At 66.6% G+C, this 16123-nt stretch carries 10 protein-coding genes and 4 pseudogenes; 7 read left to right on the top strand and 7 right to left on the bottom strand.

Features of this window, described 5'->3' with window-relative positions; genetic code table 11:
- The first annotated feature begins 56 nt into the window (after positions 1-56).
- Genes AC0IX7_RS17150 through AC0IX7_RS17140 form a run of 3 tightly spaced genes read left to right on the top strand, consistent with a single transcriptional unit; the run spans position 57 to position 1446 of the window.
- Positions 57-863 carry a DUF418 domain-containing protein gene (locus AC0IX7_RS17150; RefSeq protein WP_471813037.1) on the top strand — a complete coding sequence of 269 codons (807 nt, stop codon included), beginning with the start codon at positions 57-59 and terminating at the stop codon, positions 861-863.
- On the top strand, positions 806-1294 hold the full coding sequence (locus tag AC0IX7_RS17145) for a DUF418 domain-containing protein (RefSeq protein WP_471813035.1): 489 nt from the start codon (positions 806-808) through the stop codon (positions 1292-1294). Before AC0IX7_RS17150 ends, AC0IX7_RS17145 begins: the two co-directional genes overlap by 58 nt.
- Positions 1273-1446 (top strand): hypothetical protein, encoded by a 174-nt coding sequence (locus AC0IX7_RS17140; protein WP_471813033.1) that lies wholly within the window; start codon positions 1273-1275, stop codon positions 1444-1446. The genes AC0IX7_RS17145 and AC0IX7_RS17140 overlap by 22 nt, the downstream gene beginning before the upstream one ends.
- 13 nt (positions 1447-1459) lie before the next feature.
- Here AC0IX7_RS17140 and AC0IX7_RS17135 read toward each other — a convergent pair whose 3' ends face one another.
- Both AC0IX7_RS17135 and AC0IX7_RS17130 read right to left on the bottom strand, forming a co-directional pair.
- Positions 1460-2458, bottom strand: coding sequence for a ligase-associated DNA damage response exonuclease (locus AC0IX7_RS17135; protein WP_471813032.1), 999 nt, complete (start codon positions 2456-2458; stop codon positions 1460-1462).
- Between the two features lie 367 nt (positions 2459-2825).
- A complete protein-coding gene (locus AC0IX7_RS17130; RefSeq protein ID WP_471813030.1) occupies positions 2826-3431 on the bottom strand; it encodes a hypothetical protein in 606 nt (201 codons plus the stop codon).
- Between the two features lie 92 nt (positions 3432-3523).
- Between AC0IX7_RS17130 and AC0IX7_RS17125 the strand changes: the two are divergent.
- The 3 genes and pseudogenes from AC0IX7_RS17125 to AC0IX7_RS17115 all read left to right on the top strand — a co-directional run bounded on the left by AC0IX7_RS17125 (position 3524) and on the right by AC0IX7_RS17115 (position 8743).
- Positions 3524-5946, top strand: a pseudogene (locus AC0IX7_RS17125) (ligase-associated DNA damage response DEXH box helicase).
- Positions 5947-6454: 508 nt separating this feature from the next.
- Positions 6455-7261 (top strand): aspartyl protease family protein, encoded by an 807-nt coding sequence (locus tag AC0IX7_RS17120; protein ID WP_471813028.1) that lies wholly within the window; start codon positions 6455-6457, stop codon positions 7259-7261.
- Between the two features lie 86 nt (positions 7262-7347).
- A pseudogene (locus AC0IX7_RS17115) lies at positions 7348-8743 on the top strand (M20/M25/M40 family metallo-hydrolase).
- A 160-nt stretch (positions 8744-8903) separates the two neighbouring features.
- Here AC0IX7_RS17115 and AC0IX7_RS17110 read toward each other — a convergent pair.
- On the bottom strand, positions 8904-10850 hold the full coding sequence (locus AC0IX7_RS17110; RefSeq protein ID WP_471813026.1) for a potassium transporter Kup: 1947 nt from the start codon (positions 10848-10850) through the stop codon (positions 8904-8906).
- Positions 10851-11034: 184 nt separating this feature from the next.
- Between AC0IX7_RS17110 and pdeM the strand changes: the two are divergent.
- Positions 11035-11694 (top strand): annotated as a pseudogene (gene pdeM / locus AC0IX7_RS17105) (ligase-associated DNA damage response endonuclease PdeM).
- 159 nt (positions 11695-11853) lie between these two features.
- Here pdeM and msrA read toward each other — a convergent pair.
- The 4 genes and pseudogenes from msrA to pabB all read right to left on the bottom strand — a co-directional run bounded on the left by msrA (position 11854) and on the right by pabB (position 16070).
- Positions 11854-12513, bottom strand: a complete 660-nt coding sequence (gene msrA, locus AC0IX7_RS17100; RefSeq protein WP_471813024.1) for a peptide-methionine (S)-S-oxide reductase MsrA — start codon at positions 12511-12513, stop codon at positions 11854-11856.
- 49 nt (positions 12514-12562) lie between these two features.
- Complete coding sequence (locus tag AC0IX7_RS17095; protein ID WP_187502244.1) at positions 12563-12709, bottom strand: hypothetical protein; 147 nt, start codon at positions 12707-12709, stop codon at positions 12563-12565.
- 340 nt (positions 12710-13049) lie between these two features.
- Positions 13050-14249: a pyridoxal phosphate-dependent aminotransferase gene (locus AC0IX7_RS17090; RefSeq protein ID WP_471813022.1), complete on the bottom strand. Its 1200-nt coding sequence runs from the start codon at positions 14247-14249 to the stop codon at positions 13050-13052.
- Between the two features lie 49 nt (positions 14250-14298).
- Positions 14299-16070 (bottom strand): annotated as a pseudogene (gene pabB / locus AC0IX7_RS17085) (aminodeoxychorismate synthase component I).
- Positions 16071-16123: the final 53 nt, after the last annotated feature.

Genomic DNA, 16123 nt, shown 5'->3' with positions numbered 1-16123 from the left:
GCCTTTCGTCGCGATGGGCCTAGCGTCGGGCCTGTCATCTCGGGGGGCCCAGAACGATGCACGACCAAGCCACACGTGACTTAGCCGCCACGGCAGTCGAACCGACGATACTTCAGGCGACCGAGCCCGACGGCGCACCGCGTATCGCAGTCCTCGACATCCTCCGCGGGATCGCGATCCTCGGCATCTTGTTCATGAATATCAATGACATGGGCGGTTCGCTCTGGGCGTCGTTCGGCGACTTTCGGCATCTCGGCTGGAGCCAGGCCGATCAGGTCGCGTGGTGGCTCCGCGAAGTGATCGCCAACGGCACCGCGCGCTGCATGCTCGAACTGCTGTTCGGCGCGGGGATGGTGATCCTGACCGATCGCGCCGCGCTGAGCGTCGGCAAGCGCGTCGTGATGAAGCGCTATTACCTGCGCAACGTGCTTCTGCTCGGGTTCGGCATCGTCCACCTCTTCATCCTGTTGTGGCCCGGCGACATCCTTCACAGCTATGCGATCGCCGCGTTGGCCGCGTTCCTGTTCAGGCGGATGCGCCCGCGCTGGCTGATCACGATTGGGCTAATCGCCGCCGTCGCGCAACTCGGCGGCGCAGGCTATTTCGGCTATTATCAGACGCTGCAACAGCGCTCGCAGGTCGCCGCGATCACCGCCGCACGCGCTGCCGGTCGACCCGTCACCGCTGACGATCGGAAGCTGCTCGCCAAGGTCGCGACCGGCGACGCCAAGCGCGCGAAGAGCAAGGCCGAAAGCCGCGCGAAGGTCGTCGCGGAGGACAAGGCGCGTACCGGCAGCTTCGCGACATGGGCGGCGATGCAGTGGAGCGTCACGGTCACGCTCCAGTCGCGGGGTTCGAGCTGATCGTCTTCTGGGAAGCCGTCAGCGTCATGCTGATCGGTGCCGCGCTCTACAGGCTCGGCATCCTGCAAGGCGCACGATCGCGCGGCTTCTACCTGCGCATGACGCTAATCGCCTATGCGGTCGGCATCCCGCTGCGGGTCGTCGGCGCGATCGAACAGACGCGGTTCGACGGCGCGCCGAAAACGATCTGGGCCACCGCCGAGGTCGCGCGCGAGGCGATGACGCTCGGCCATATCGGCGCGGTATGCCTGCTGCTCGGCACCGGGTTCGGCGCCACGCTGTTACGGCCATTCATCGCGGCCGGGCGCACCGCGCTGTCGATCTACATCCTCCAGACGATCGTCTGCTTGTGGATCCTGTTCCCGCCCTTGGCCTCGCCTTGTACGGCACGCTCGGCTGGGCCGGACTCATGGCGACCGCGCTGGCCGTGAACATCGGGCTGTTGCTGCTCGCCAACGCCTATGTGCGGAAATTCGACATCGCCCCGGTCGAATGGGCATGGCGCTCGCTGGTGGAGGGCCGCGCACTGCCGTGGCGCAAGGCGACGCCGCCGCCGTTCTCGGGAGAACTACGCCCGATTTGACGGGACGGCGGCCTCAGTCGTCCTCGTCCTCGAACCCGACAAGCGCCAGTGCGCGCGCCTTGATCTGGCGGGTCATGCACCAATGGACCAGCGCATCCTCGCGGCCGTGCGTGACCCATACTTCCTGCGGGGCGATCTCGGTCAGCGTGGTGGTGAGTTCGTCCCAGTCGGCGTGATCGCTGAGGATCAGCGGGAGCTCGACGTTCTTCTGGCGCGCGCGACCGCGGACGCGCATCCAGCCGCTCGCCATCGCGGTGATCGGATCGGGCAGCCGCCGCGACCAGCGATCGTTGAGCGCGCCGGGCGGGCACATCACGACATGCCCCGCCATGTCCGCCTTCTTCGCATCCGCCACCGGCAGGAGTTCGCCGAGCCTCACGCCGTGCTCGGCATACAGGTCGCAGAGCTTTTGCAGCGCGCCGTGGATGTAGATCGGGGCGGTGTGCCCGCGCTCGCGCAGTTCGGCGATCACGCGCTGTGCCTTGCCGAGCGCATAGGCACCGACGACGACGCAGCGATCGGGGTTCGCGTGCAGCGCGGCGATCAGCTTGTCGATCTCGTCGCCGGTATCGGGGTGGCGGAAGACCGGCAGGCCGAAGGTCGCCTCGGTGATGAAGACGTCGCATCTGACGGGCTCGAATGGCGTGCAGGTCGGGTCCGCGCGGCGTTTGTAATCGCCCGACACGACGATCCGCTCGCCGCGATAATCGAGGACGATCTGCGCGGAGCCGAGGACGTGGCCTGCGGGGACGAAGCCGATGTCGACCTCACCCATCTTGATCGTCTCGCCGTAAGCGACCGGGTTGCCGGCTTGCGGGCCGTAGCGCGCGTCCATGATTGCTAGGGTCTCGGGGGTCGCCCAAACGGCATCGTGGCCGCCGCGCGCATGGTCGGCGTGGCCGTGCGTGACGAGTGCCTTCGCACTGGGGATCGAGGGATCGATCCAGGCGTCGATCGGCTTGACGAGGATGCCGTGCGGATGCGGTTCGAGCCAGTCGCCGAGTTTTGCCATGCGGGAGGTAACGCGTGACGCGGGGGTGTGGTGCCGTTGGCGGCGTGCGCGTGTGCCGTGACCCATGGTCCCCGTCATGCCGGACTGGTTCCGGCATCCACGCCTCCGCACGATCGAGAGCAGTGAGGTCGCGGAACGGTGGGCCCCGGAACGGGTCCGGGGTGACGGAGTATTGGTGGGGTCTGTCATTCCCCTGTTCAGGACGAGCCGGAGTCGACGTCGCGGCTCGCGTTGGCGGCGACCGATCGATCCTCCCCGCCAGGGGGGGCGCCGAAGGTGCTGAGGGGGAGGATACGGAACGGCGGTTGCCCTTTCCTCCCCTCCGTCTGGCAAGAGCCAGCCACCTCCCCCTTGCGGGGAGGATCGATCAGCGCCGCCCGCCGACCTTGATCGTCGCTAGAATCTGATCCATCCGCGCCGCAGCCACCGCCTGGGGCGGCGCAAGCCGGCCGGCTGGTGCGGCCGCCTTGACCGCATAGGTGATCCGGTCGATCGCATAGCAAGCACCGTTGATGACGCTGCGGAAGTTGGTCGCGTTGACCTGCTGGCTCATGCCTGCGTCACCGTTGGTGTAGACCGTCCAGCGGTGGCCGCCGAGCATCCGGTTGGGGAGGCGCCTGGCATGGCCGGCAACCAGCCCCTCGGTACCGCATTTGGCGACCACGCCCGCGCTCCGGCTGAAGCCGACCTGGATCATCTCGGTCACCTGCCCCTGGCCGTCGGTTGGTTTGGCGACCTGCCAGAAGCGGACGATGCCGACGCCGCGGCCAACCGGCGTCCCATCCCACATCTGGCGCCAGCCGCTGTTCAGCAGCGCGCGACCGGCGAAGTTGCGCGTCGGCATAAGGCTGGACGGATGCGAGAGGCGGACCATTCCGCCGCCGCCGACGAACGACTTGTCGGCGGCAGTGGCATTGGCGAACGGCAGGAGTGCGAGCAACGGTAGCGGCAGGAGATAACGAAAAAGCGACACCGATCGTCTTTCACAACAGAGCTTTAGCCAAAGTGGCGGTCGTTCCGCACGCGGTCCATAGCGGTGCGGCGCGATGCCCCCATATGACGACGATGCGTGAACAGGCCGTGAGCGACCTTCCCCTTCCCTTGGAAAACTGGTTCGCGTCGCGCGATTGGCGGCCGCGGCGGCATCAGCGCGAGATGCTGGCGGAAGGGCGCGCGGGGCATCATGCGCTGCTGGTGGCGGCGACCGGCGCGGGAAAGACGCTCGCCGGGTTTTTGCCGACGCTCGCCGAACTGATCGAGGCGCCGACGACTGGGCTCCACACGCTCTACGTCTCGCCGCTGAAGGCGCTCGCGGTCGACGTGCAGCGTAATCTGCTGACGCCGATCGACGAGATGGGCGTCGATATCCGGGTCGAAACGCGCACCGGCGATACGCCCTCCGACCGCAAGGCACGGCAAAGGATCAAGCCGCCGCAGATCCTGCTGACGACGCCCGAATCGCTGTCGCTGCTGCTGAGCTATCCGGACAGCATCACGATGTTCGAAAACCTTCGCACGATCGTCGTCGACGAGGTCCACGCGTTCGCGACCGGCAAGCGCGGCGACCTGTTGTCGCTGTGCATGGCCCGGTTGCAGACGATTTCGCCGGGGATGCGCCGCGTCGCACTGTCGGCGACGGTCGCGGATGCGGACGGCTATCGCGCATGGCTCGCCCCCGATGGCGACATCGACCAGGTCGCGATGGTCCGCGGCGAACCCGGCGCCGATCCCAACATCGCGATTTTGCTGCCCGAGGGTCGCGTGCCGTGGTCGGGACATTCGGGCCGCTATGCCGCCGCGCAGGTGATGGCGGAGATCGAAGCGCACGAGACCTCGATCGTGTTCTGCAACACGCGCAGCCTCGCCGAGCTGATCTTCCAGGATCTGTGGAAGGTGAACTCGGGCAATCTGCCGATCGGCGTGCATCACGGCAGCCTCGCCAAAGAGGCGCGGCGGAAGGTCGAGAACGCGATGGCCGAGGGAAAACTCCGCGCGCTGGTCGCGACGTCGAGCCTCGATCTGGGCGTCGACTGGGGCAATGTCGATTGCGTGATCCAGATGGGCGCGCCGAAGGGCTCGTCGCGGCTGTTGCAGCGGATCGGGCGCGCCAACCACCGTCTCGACGAATCGTCAGAGGCGATCGTCGTGCCGGGCAACCGGTTCGAATATCTCGAGGCACGCGCGGCGCTCGACGCGGTCGAGGCGGGCGAACTCGATGCGGATATCTTCCGCGTCGGTGCACTCGACGTGCTGGCGCAGCATGTGATGGCGTGCGCGTGCGCGGCGCCGTTCCGCGAAGCGGATCTGCTCGACGAGATCCGCTCGGCGCTGCCCTATTCCGCGCTGCCGACCGAGACGTTCGAGCGTGTGCTGCACTTCATCAGTGACGGGGGTATTCGCTGAAGGCGTATGACCGCTTCAAGCGGCTGACCAAGGACGCGGACGGGACGTGGCGGGTCAGCCATCCCAAATTCATCGGCCAGCACCGGCTGAACGCAGGCATCATCGTCGAGGCGACGATGCTCAACGTGCGGTTCGGCAATGGCCGCGTGCTGGGCCGCGTCGAGGAGGCGTTCGCGGCGCAGCTGAGCCACGGTGATACGTTCTTCTTCGCCGGATTGAGCCTGGAGATGATGAAGATCGACCTCGAGGATCTGGTCGTGCGCGCCACATCGAAGCCCGCGCGGATCCCGACCTATGGCGGCAGCCGGATGCCGCTGTCGACCAACCTCGCCGACCGCGTCCGCGGGTTCCTCGCGCAGCCGGGCGACTGGGCGCGCTTCCCCGACGACGTGCGCGAATGGCTGGAGATGCAGGCGTATCGATCGGTGATGCCCGAGCCGGGGCAATTGCTGGTCGAGACGTTCCCGCGCGAGGGGCGGCATTACATGGTCGCGTACAGCTTCGAAGGGTGGAACGCGCACCAGTCGCTCGGCATGCTGATCACGCGGCGGATGGAGACGCAGGGGCTGAAACCGCTCGGGTTCGTCGCCAATGACTATGCGCTGGCGGTGTACGGGCTGGAGAAGATTACCGACCCAGCGTCGCTGTTCTCGGCCGATATCCTCGAACACGAGTTCGTGGAGTGGGTGCAGCAATCGCACCTGTTGAAGCGCGCGTTCCGTGAGGTGGCGGTGATCGGCGGGCTGGTCGAGCGCCAGCATCCGGGTAAACGAAAGACCGGCAAGCAGGTGACGTTCTCGACCGACCTGATCTACGACGTGCTGCGAAAGTACGAGCCCACGCATCTGTTGCTGGAGGCAGCCTGGGCGGATGCGCGGGCGCGGATGACGGATGTGGGGCGGCTGGCGTCGCTGCTCGACCGCGCGGCGGCGACGATGGTGCATGTCGATCTGGAGCGGGTCACGCCGCTCGCGGTGCCGGTGCTGACGCTGATCGGCCGGGAGAAAGTGGCGACGAACAGTTCGGACGATGCGTTGCTGATTGAGGCGGAGGCGATGATCGCCGACGCGATGCGGCCGGACTGAGTCGGGTTCGATCCTCCCCCGCCAGGGGGAGGTGGCTGGCGCTTGCCAGACGGGGGGAGGTAAGGGCAAACCCCTGTTGCGTGGTCCTCCCCCTCCGTCGCCTACGGCGCCACCTCCCCTTGCGGGGGAGGATTTCGGAATGGCTCAGCTCATGCCCGGTAACACCAAACTAACAGTTGCAAGCTCGTGATAACCGCCGCGGCCCTGTTCTCCCGCGAGGGCGCGAGCCCAGTCTGGATCCCCGCCTTCGCGGGGAAACAAACGTATGATAACCGCCATAACATTCGGGGCCGTCTGCCGCGGACAACGGTAGTTGCGCGCAGTCTGGAATGAGCGCAGCATTTGCAGCATGCACAGGTGGCTAGCCCCTCTATTGCTAGTCGTTTCCGCCCAGGCCAGCGCCCAGGACGCCGTCCCGCCGCAACAATATGCTGCACCCTCTCCAAGTGCAGCATCCGCAGCAGAGCCCGACCCTGCCACGCTCCTGTTCGCCGAGGACGAAACCCGCATGACCGTCCCGGTAACGATCGCCGGCGCCGGCCCCTTCCCCTTCGTCGTCGACACCGGCGCGCAGCGTACCGTCATCTCGCGCGAACTTGCCGCCACGCTCGGGCTCGCTCCCGGCCGGACCGTGCGCGTCACCGGCATGACTGGGTCGGACAGCATCGGCACCGTCGTCATTCCCTCGCTGAAGGTCAGCGTGATCGGTAGCGCGCCGATCGAGGCGCCCGCGATCAGCGCGATCAACCTCGGCGCGCGCGGACTGCTCGGGATCGACACGTTGCAGGATCACGCGGTGACGATCGACTTCGACGCCAAGACGATGACCGTCATCCCCTCACGCAGACGACAGCACCGCGAACGCACAGGCCCCGACGAGATCGTGATCAGAGCGCGGAGCCTGTTCGGGCAGCTCGTCGTCACCGACGCCTATTGCAACGGCATCCGCATCCGCGTGATCCTCGACACCGGCACATCGGTCAGCATGGCCAATGGCGCGCTCCGCCGACGGGTCACGCGCAAGCTCGGCAGCGCGGCGCGCTCGCAACCGGTATCGCTGACCGGAGTCACCGGCGAAACCGTGGTCGCCGACTACACCACGATCGACCGGGTCTCGATCGGCAACCTGACGCTCGGCGACCTGCCCGTTGCATTCACCGCGGTAGACGCGCCACCGTTCCGCCAGTTCGGCTTGTCTGAACGTCCTGCGATGCTGCTCGGGATGGACGTGCTGCAACTGTTCCGCCGCGTCGACATCGACTTCGCCAACCGCGAGGTGCGGCTCGCCTTGCCCCGCGGAACACGGCGGCGTTGAGAGCGGCGCTGATAGCCGCGGCGTCGAGGTTGCGTCGGCGCGCGTTGGCTGCAACTCTCCCGATCGAAACGAAAAAGGGGACGACGATGCGCGCGACTGGTTGGCTACTTACGGCGGCGGTTCTTGCCGCGCCCGTCTCGGCACAGGCGCAGTCGCGACCCGACCAGAAGGCGTTCCTCGGCCTCTACAAGGAACTGGTCGAGACCAACACGACGCTGTCCGCGGGCAGTTGCACGCAGGCGGCGGCGCAGATCGGCGCGCGGCTGAAGACGGCGGGCTATGCGGACGCGGACATCACCTATTTCTCGGTGCCGGAGCATCCCAAGGACGGCGGGCTGGTCGCGGTGCTGAAGGGGTCGGACGCGGCGCTCAAGCCGATGCTGCTGCTTGCGCATCTCGACGTCGTCGAGGCCAAGCGTGAGGATTGGGTGCGCGATCCGTTCAAGCTGATCGAGGAAGGCGGCTATTATTACGCGCGCGGCACCGTCGACGACAAGGCGCAGGCGGCGATCTGGTCCGATGCGATGATCCGCTTCAAGACCGGCGGGTACACGCCGAAGCGGACGATCAAGCTCGCGCTGACCTGCGGCGAGGAGACGACCTTTGCGTGGAACGGCGCGCAGTATCTGGCGAAGTCGAAGCCGGATCTGATCGCGGCGGAGTTCGCGCTGAACGAGGGTGGCGGCGGGCGGCTCGACGACAATGGCAAGCGTCAGTTGCTGGCGATCCAGGTCGGCGAGAAGGCGGCGCAGAACTACACGTTTCTCGCCACCAATCCCGGCGGGCACAGCTCGCAGCCCACGCCGGAGAACGCGATCTACGAGCTCGCCGACGCGGTGAAGGCGGTGCAGGGGTATGAGTTTCCGGTGAAGTTCACCGACACGACCAAGGCGTTCTTCGCGGCGAGCGCGAAGGCGATGCCGGGCGAGATGGGCAGCGCGATCACGCGGTTGCTCGCCAATCCCGAGGACAAGGCGGCGGATGCGATCGTCAGCCGTGACAAGGCGATGCACTCGACCTTGCGGACGACGTGCGTGGCGACGTTGCTGAACGCGGGTCATGCCGAGAACGCGTTGCCGCAGCGCGCGACGGCGAACATCAACTGCCGGATCTTTCCGGGCGAGACGGTAGAGGGCACGCTCGCCAAGCTGAAGGAACTGGCGGGGGCGAAGGTGACGGTGACGGCGAACCAGCCGGTGCGGCCCACCGCGATCCCGCCGACGCTCGATCCGAAGATCATGGGGCCGGTGACCAAGGTGGCCGCCAAGCACTTCCCCGGCATCCCAATCCTGCCGATGATGTCGACCGGTGCGACGGACGGCATCTTCTTCGAGGCGATCGGGATCCCGGTCTACGGCGTACCCGGCGTGTTCATCGACAAGGACATGGGGGATTCACGGCCTCAACGAGCGGATCCGGGTGGCGTCGTTGTACGACGGCCGCGATTATCTGTTCGACCTCGTGAAGGCATTCGCGGGGTGATGGTTCGTGTCCCTCTCCCCTCCGGGGAGAGGGAAGGAGGAGCCGCAGGCGACGGAAGGGAGAGGGGCGTGAGGCTCGGGACGGCGCATCCCCACGCCCCTCTCCCTTCCCACGGCAAGCGCCGCGGGCCCCTTCCCTCTCCCCGAGGGGGCGAGGGGGTTTAGACGGTGACCTGTTCGCCTAGCTCCAACACCTTGCCCGGCGGGATCTTCAGAAAGTCCGTCGGGTCGCTTGCGTTGCGTTGGAGGAACATGAAGATCCGGTCCTGCCAAGGCGGCATCCCCTTCTCCGCATCCGGCTTCAACGTATTCCGCCCGATAAAGAACGACGTCCGCATAGGGTCCAGCCCAAGCTGCTCGGTCTTGTTCCCAACGCCCAGATCGCGCGGCACATCGGGCGACTCCATGAACCCGTAAGTCAGCACGACGATCGAGAAATTCTCGTCCACCCGCTCTACCTTAGCGCGCGCCGATTCCTCCACGAACGGCCGGTCCGCAGTGCGGATGCTACAGATCAGGTTGCGCTCGTGGAGCACCTTGTTGTGCTTGAGATTGTGCAGCAGCGCGCCGGGCGTCGCGTGGGGGTTGGCGGTGAGGAACACCGCAGTGCCCGACACACGCTCCGGCGGGCGCTTTTCCAGCGCGGCGGCGAGATCGCTGAGAGGGATGCTCTGGCGCTTCTCGAACGCGCTGACGATCTTCTTGCCGCGCACCCAGGTGAAGATGATCAGCCCGATCGACGCGGCGATGACCAGTGGCACCCAGCCGCCCTCGATCACGCGCAGGATATTCGCGCCGAAGAAGATCAGGTCGAGCGTCAGGAACGGCAGGATCGCCGCGAGCGCGAGCGGGCGCGACCAGTTCCAGCGATGGCGGACGACGATATAGGCGAGCAAGGTCGTGACGACCATCGTGCCGGTCACCGCGATGCCGTACGCCGCCGCCATCGCCGACGACGTCTTGAACTGGATCACCAGCACCAGCACGCCGATCAGCAACAGCCAGTTGATCGCCGGCAGGTAGATCTGGCCCGCGAACACCGCCGAGGTCTGGCGGATGCGCAGCCGCGGGAGCAGGCCGAGCTGGATCGCCTGTTGCGTCAGCGAGAACGCGCCGGTGATCACCGCCTGGCTGGCGATCACCGTCGCAAAACCGGCGAGAATGATCAGCGCCGGGCGCAACGATTCGGGCGCCATCAGGAAGAACCAGTCCTGGTTGACGAACGGAATGCCGCGCGCCGCCGCGTCCTCAAGGCTGGCGAGCGCGAACGCGCCCTGCCCCAGATAGTTGAGCGCGAGCGCCGGGAAGACGAGGAAGAACCAGCCGATCCGGATCGGCAGCTTGCCGAAATGGCCCATGTCGGCGGTCAGTGCCTCCGCCCCGGTGACGGTCAGGAACACCGCGCCGAGCACGAACAGACCGGTGACGCCGTGCGTCGCGAGGAACGAGACGCCATAGGTCGGCAGGAACACGCGGACGATCGAGGGTTCGTCGGCGATATGCCAGATGCCGAGCGCACCGATCGCCACGAACCAGACGATGCAGACCGGGCCGAACAGCTTCGACACCTGCGCCGTCCCGCGCGCCTGGATCATGAACAGAGCGATCAGGATGCCGATCGTCAGCATGCGGACGACGCCTTCGTTGAAAATGTGCGCCGCGCTCGGGATCGTCCGCAGCCCCTCCATCGCCGACAGCACCGACAACGCAGGCGTGATGATCGCATCGCCGTAGAACAGCGACGCGCCTGCCGCGCCGAGCACGATCGCCACCTTCGACCGCATGCCGAGCGCGCGACGGGCGAGCGCGGCCAGCGCCAGGACGCCGCCCTCGCCCTGGTTGTCGGCGCGCATCAGGAAGATGACGTATTTGACGGTGACGACGAGGAACAGCGACCAGAGCGCGAGGCTGAGTACGCCGAGGATCTCGCTCGGATCGATGCCGCCCGCGGACGACTGGCCGAGCGCCTCGCGGAATGCGTAGAGCGGACTGGTACCGATATCGCCGAACACCACGCCGATCGCGCCGACCGTCAGCGCGGCCAGCGCCGGATGCGGATGCAGATGCGCCGCCGACATATCGGCGGGCGCACAGACCTGCGCCGCCACGCCGCCGGCGGGCGGTTGATGGACTGCGGCAGTTTGCGGTGTTCCGGCTTCGGACGACATGGCGCGAAAAGCGCTCCTCATGAAGGGACGGCGCGCTTTACGCCGATTGCGGACATGCGCAAGTCCTGCCCGTCGTGGCGGATGCCGGCTTGATTCGCCGCGGCGGGGGCTGCATGGCGAGCGGATGGTTCCCTTTTCGTTCGGCGGACATGCGCTTCTGGCGTTGCCACAAGGCGCCCTGTTCTGGCCGGAGCGGCACGCGCTGCTGGTCGCCGACCTGCATTTCGAGAAGGCGAGCTGGTTCGCGGGTCGGGGGCAGATGTTGCCGCCTTATGATTCGATCGCGACCTTGGCCGATCTCACTGCGCTGGTCACGGCGACGGGTGCGCGCGAAGTCTGGTGCCTGGGCGATAGCTTCCATGACAGCGACGGGTGTGCTCGGTTGCCGCAGCGGGCGCAGGACATGCTGCGGGCGATGACCGATACCACGCGCTGGACGTGGATCACGGGCAATCACGATCCGGCGATCCTCGATCGGTGTGGCGGAGATGTCGTGGACGAGGTGGTCGTCGACGGGCTGGTGCTGCGGCATGAGGCGGACCGGGCGGAGACGCGGTCGGAACTGTCTGGGCATTTCCACCCGAAGCTGCGGCTGCGCGTGCGGGGAAGTCGGTCGCGCGGCGATGTTTCGTGACGACGGCGACTAAGGTGATTTTGCCGGCGTTCGGATCGCTGACGGGGGCTGGATGTGGACCATCCGGAGATCGTTCGGGCGGTGGGGATTGGTGCGGAGGCGATGGTGCCGGTGGCGGATCGGATGCTGCGGTTTCCGGTTGCTGCTTAAAGCTTGTCGCTGGTCAGGTAGATAAGTCACCACCCCGGCGAAGGCCGGGGCCCAATTGGAAAGGTGGAAGTAACGGCGGACATGCCTTCGTTATATGCCGCTCCCAATTGGGCCCCGGCCTCCGCCGGGGTGGTGGTACTGCGCCCGAAACGCAGTGCCTCAGTTAGAGATAGTCGGAAACGCGGCCCTGAACGCAGCCACCTTCGGCTTGTCCCACATCACGATGTACGGATGCGTCGGGTTCCGGTCGTAGAAATTCTGATGATACGCCTCGGCCGGATAGAACGTCCCCGTCTCCAGCTTCGTCACGATCGGCCCGGAGAACGCGCGCGTCGCGCCGAGTTGCGCGATGTAGGCGCGCGCCACCTGAGCCTGCGCCGGCGACTGCGGGAAAATCGCCGAGCGATAGCTGGGGCCGCTGTCCGGGCCCTGACGATTCAAGGTCGTCGGATCATGCGCGATCGAGAAATACACGCGGAGCAGCGTCCCGTAGCTGACGATGCGCGGGTCGTAGGCAATCTTGATCGCCTCGGCATGACGAGTCGTCTCGGCCGACACCTGATCGTAGGTCGCGGTCGCCTTGGTCCCGCCGGCATAACCGGTCGTCACGGCCTTCACGCCCTTCACATGCTCGAACACCGCCTCCATCGTCCAGAAGCAACCGCCAGCAAGCACCGCGGTCTGGATACCGGGTGTCGCGGGAAGGTCTGTCTTGACGGCGGGGATGACGACGGCGCGGGCGCCCTGCGCGGTGCCGGTGGACATGAACGCACCGGCAATACCGACAGCGGCGAGCGTGGCGAGGATCGGCTTTTTCATGTGTATATACATGGGGTTGCCGCGATCATTCGCCAAGACGCGCGTAAGATTAGCGCGTGGCGGGCGCGCTGTGTTCGAAATGGCTGGCGAAGGTCTGGCGCGCCTCGGCGGGCTGAAGCGCGAGCAAGCCGATCGCACCCAGCACGAAACCGCCGCTAAACTGCCAGAAGAAACTCGACTTTACGATACTGCGCATGATGCGATCCCAATGAAACCAAGTGACGACACCGACCGGGTGGGTTGGTGTCAGCTACGTACCGGCATGTCGTAGAGATGCCGGCCAACCACAATGTCGTTTTTAGAAACTCTCGATTAACGCGCCGTGGCCGATGCGTTCATCGTGCAGCAGGAATCCCCCAGCAGGATTGCCAGGAGATGTCGCCGTGTGTCTCGAATGTTGCCCGAACCTTACGATCCTCCCCGCAAGGGGGAGGTGTCACTGAAGGTGACGGAGGGGAGGACACGGGGCAGCGGTTACCCTTACCGCCCCTCCGTCGCTTCGCGCCACCTCCCCCTGGCGGGGGAGGATCAAGTAGTTACTTCAGCGCGGCGCAGGCCGTCTGGATCTGCGTGCACGCCTCGCGGAGCAGCGCGTCCGACGTCGCATAGCTGATCCTGAACGCCGGCGAGAGACCGAACGCGGCGCCCTGCACCACCGCCACCTTGGCGTCGTCGAGCAGATAGCCGACCATCGCCTCGTCGGTGTCGATCAGGCGGCCGTTCGGCGTCGTCTTGCCGATCAGCTCGGCGAACGACGGGTACACGTAGAACGCACCCTCCGGCGTCGGGCAGTGCATGCCGTCGATCTCGTTGAGCATCGCCACGACCAGATCGCGACGGCCCTGGAACGCGGTGTTGCGCTCGGCGAGGAACGACTGGTCGCCGTTCAGCGCCGCCACCGCCGCCGCCTGCGCGATCGAGCACGGGTTCGAGGTCGACTGCGACTGGAGCTTGGCCATCGCCTTGATCAGCCACGCTGCGCCGCCCGCATAGCCGATCCGCCAGCCGGTCATGGCATAGGCCTTCGAGCAGCCGTTGACGGTCAGCGTGCGCTCGAACAGCTCGGGGCAGGCCTCGGCGATCGTCGCGAACTTGAAGCCGTCATAGACGATGTGCTCGTACATATCGTCGGCGAAGATCCAGACGTGCGGGTGCTTCGCGAGCACCGCGCCGAGCGCCTTCAGCTCGTCGATCGTGTAGCCGGCCCCGGTCGGGTTCGACGGCGAGTTGAGGATCACCCATTTGGTCTTCGGCGTGATCGCCGCATCGAGCGCGGCGGGATCGAGCTTGTAGCCGACCTCGGGACCCGCCTTGACGATCACCGGCACGCCGCCCGCGAACTGCACGACGTCGGGATAGCTGACCCAGTACGGTGCGGGGATGACGACCTCGTCGCCCGGATCGATCGTCGCGACCATCGCGTTGAACAAAGTGTGCTTGCCGCCGACGTTCACGCTGATCTGGTCGGTGGTGTAGGTGAGATTGTTGTCGCGCGCGAACTTGGCGGCGATCGCCTGCTTCAGTTCGATCGTGCCGTCAACGTTGGTGTATTTGGTCTTGCCGTCGCGGATCGCCTGGATCGCGGCTTCCTTCACGAAATCCGGCGTGTCGAAATCGGGTTCGCCGGCACCCAGGCCGATCACGTCGACGCCTGCGCGCTTCAGTTCGAGAACGCGCGACGTGATCGCGAGCGTCGGCGAGGGGCTGATGCGGCCGAGCGCGGCGGATGCGTGCATGGTGTAACCTTTGCGGTTGTCCGCAGTACGCCTGCGGAATTCGCGGGCGCTATACGCTCCGCTTGGCCGAATTCGCAACCGTAACGATCGCCGGAATGAGGCCACGAACTGCATTTCCGATGAAGAAACCATTGGCGAGGTCGGCCCGGGTCACCGGTGCCTCGATCGCGCGACCCGATTCGAGCAGTTCGGCGCGGAGGATGCCGGGAAGCAGGCCCGAAAACTGACTGGGCCGTAGCGGCGGCGTCATGAGGGTCGCGCCTCGCCTCACGAATAATGACGTAAAGCTGCCTTCGGTGAGGAAACCGTCGGCATCCTCGAACACGACCTCAAACGTCCCCGCCGCCTTGCGCGCATCGTCGTAGAAGGCACGCGCGGACGTCTTGTGGCGGAGGCGGAAGTCGGTGCCGGGCACGGGCAGCGGCACGATCGCGACGGTGGCCTGCGCGGGCGACTGTGGGAGCGGTGCCGCCTCGATGGCGATCGCGCCCGAGGGGCTGAGCAACAGACGGATGCGACGGGGCCCGCGCAACCGGAAGGTCGCCGCCTGGAGTTCGTTGCGTGCGGTGTGGCGGTCGAAGGTGAACCCAAGGGCCTGGGCGCTCGCCTTCATCCGCGCGAGATGCGCTTCGAGGCGGAGGAGCCCGTCGTCGGGATCGAACGCCATCGTCTCGATCAGGTCGAAGCGGCGTTGGCCGGCGGTGACGAACGCGCCTTTCGCATGGCATTCGTCCCATTCCGCATCCGCCGCACTGTCGGCGACGATCCCCGAGCCGAGGCTCATCGTCGCCGTGTCATCGCGGACCGCCAGCGTCCGGATCGCGACGTTGAAGATCGCGTCGCCGTTCGCGTCGAACCGGCCGATCGAACCGGTGTAGATGCCGCGAGTGCGCGCGTGCTCGACCTCGGCGATGACCTCCATCGCACGCTGCTTCGGCGCGCCGGTGATCGATCCACAGGGGAACAGCGCGGTCAGCACGTCGACCGCGTCGCAGTCGGCTCTGAGCGTCGCGGTGACGGTCGAGGTCATCTGGTGGACGGTCGGATAGGTCTCGACGGTGAACAGGTCGGGGACCGCGACGTGGGTGGCGACACGCGACAGGTCGTTGCGCATCAGGTCTACGATCATGAGGTTTTCGGCGCGTTGCTTGGGGTCGGCGGCGAGGGCATCGGCGAGTGCGCGATCGGCTTCGGGCGTGTCGCCTCGTTGCGCGGTGCCCTTCATCGGGCGGCAGGTGAGCGTGTCGCCGTCGAGCGCGAAGAAGAGTTCGGGCGACAGCGACAGGAAGCGCGTCTCGCCCGTGTCGATCAGCGCGCCATATCCTGCCTTGGCCTGCTGCCGCAGCCGGGCGTAGAGCGCGAGCGGGTCGCCGACGAACGGCACGCTGGCGGCGAAGGTGAGGTTCGCCTGATAAATGTCGCCCGCCGCGATCAGGTCGAGCACGCGTGTCAGGCTCGCGTCATAGGTCTCGCGGTCGATCAAGGGCTCGGGTGCACCGGTCCACGCGCCGGCGGGGGCGGGGAGCAGCGCGGCGACGTCTTCGGGCGCTATCGTTCGGTACTCGGCGAACAGGCCGAACCAGAGCAGCGGCCCTTCGGCGCGGACGTCGACCGGCTTGGAGGAAAGTGCGGCACCGGCTTCGTAGGTGAGGTATCCGGCGGCGTGCAGCCCTTCCGCACGGGCGTCGCGAAGGGCATCGAGCGCCGGGCGCACCTCGGCGAGCGTATCGGCGCGGACGATCCGGACGGGGTCGCGGTACAATCGCGCCGGAGCGCCCCCTCACGAGCATCATCGAGCAAAACGAAGGGCGCAGTCCACATCGCCTTCCCTGTTGCACGGGCGATGGGGTACACCGCAAGCGGCGATTGCTCCA

Source organism: Sphingomonas sp. AC411 (genome assembly GCF_979253035.1).
The sequence above is the reverse complement of the archived record's forward strand: the minus strand, read 5'-3'. Positions and strand labels throughout refer to the sequence as shown.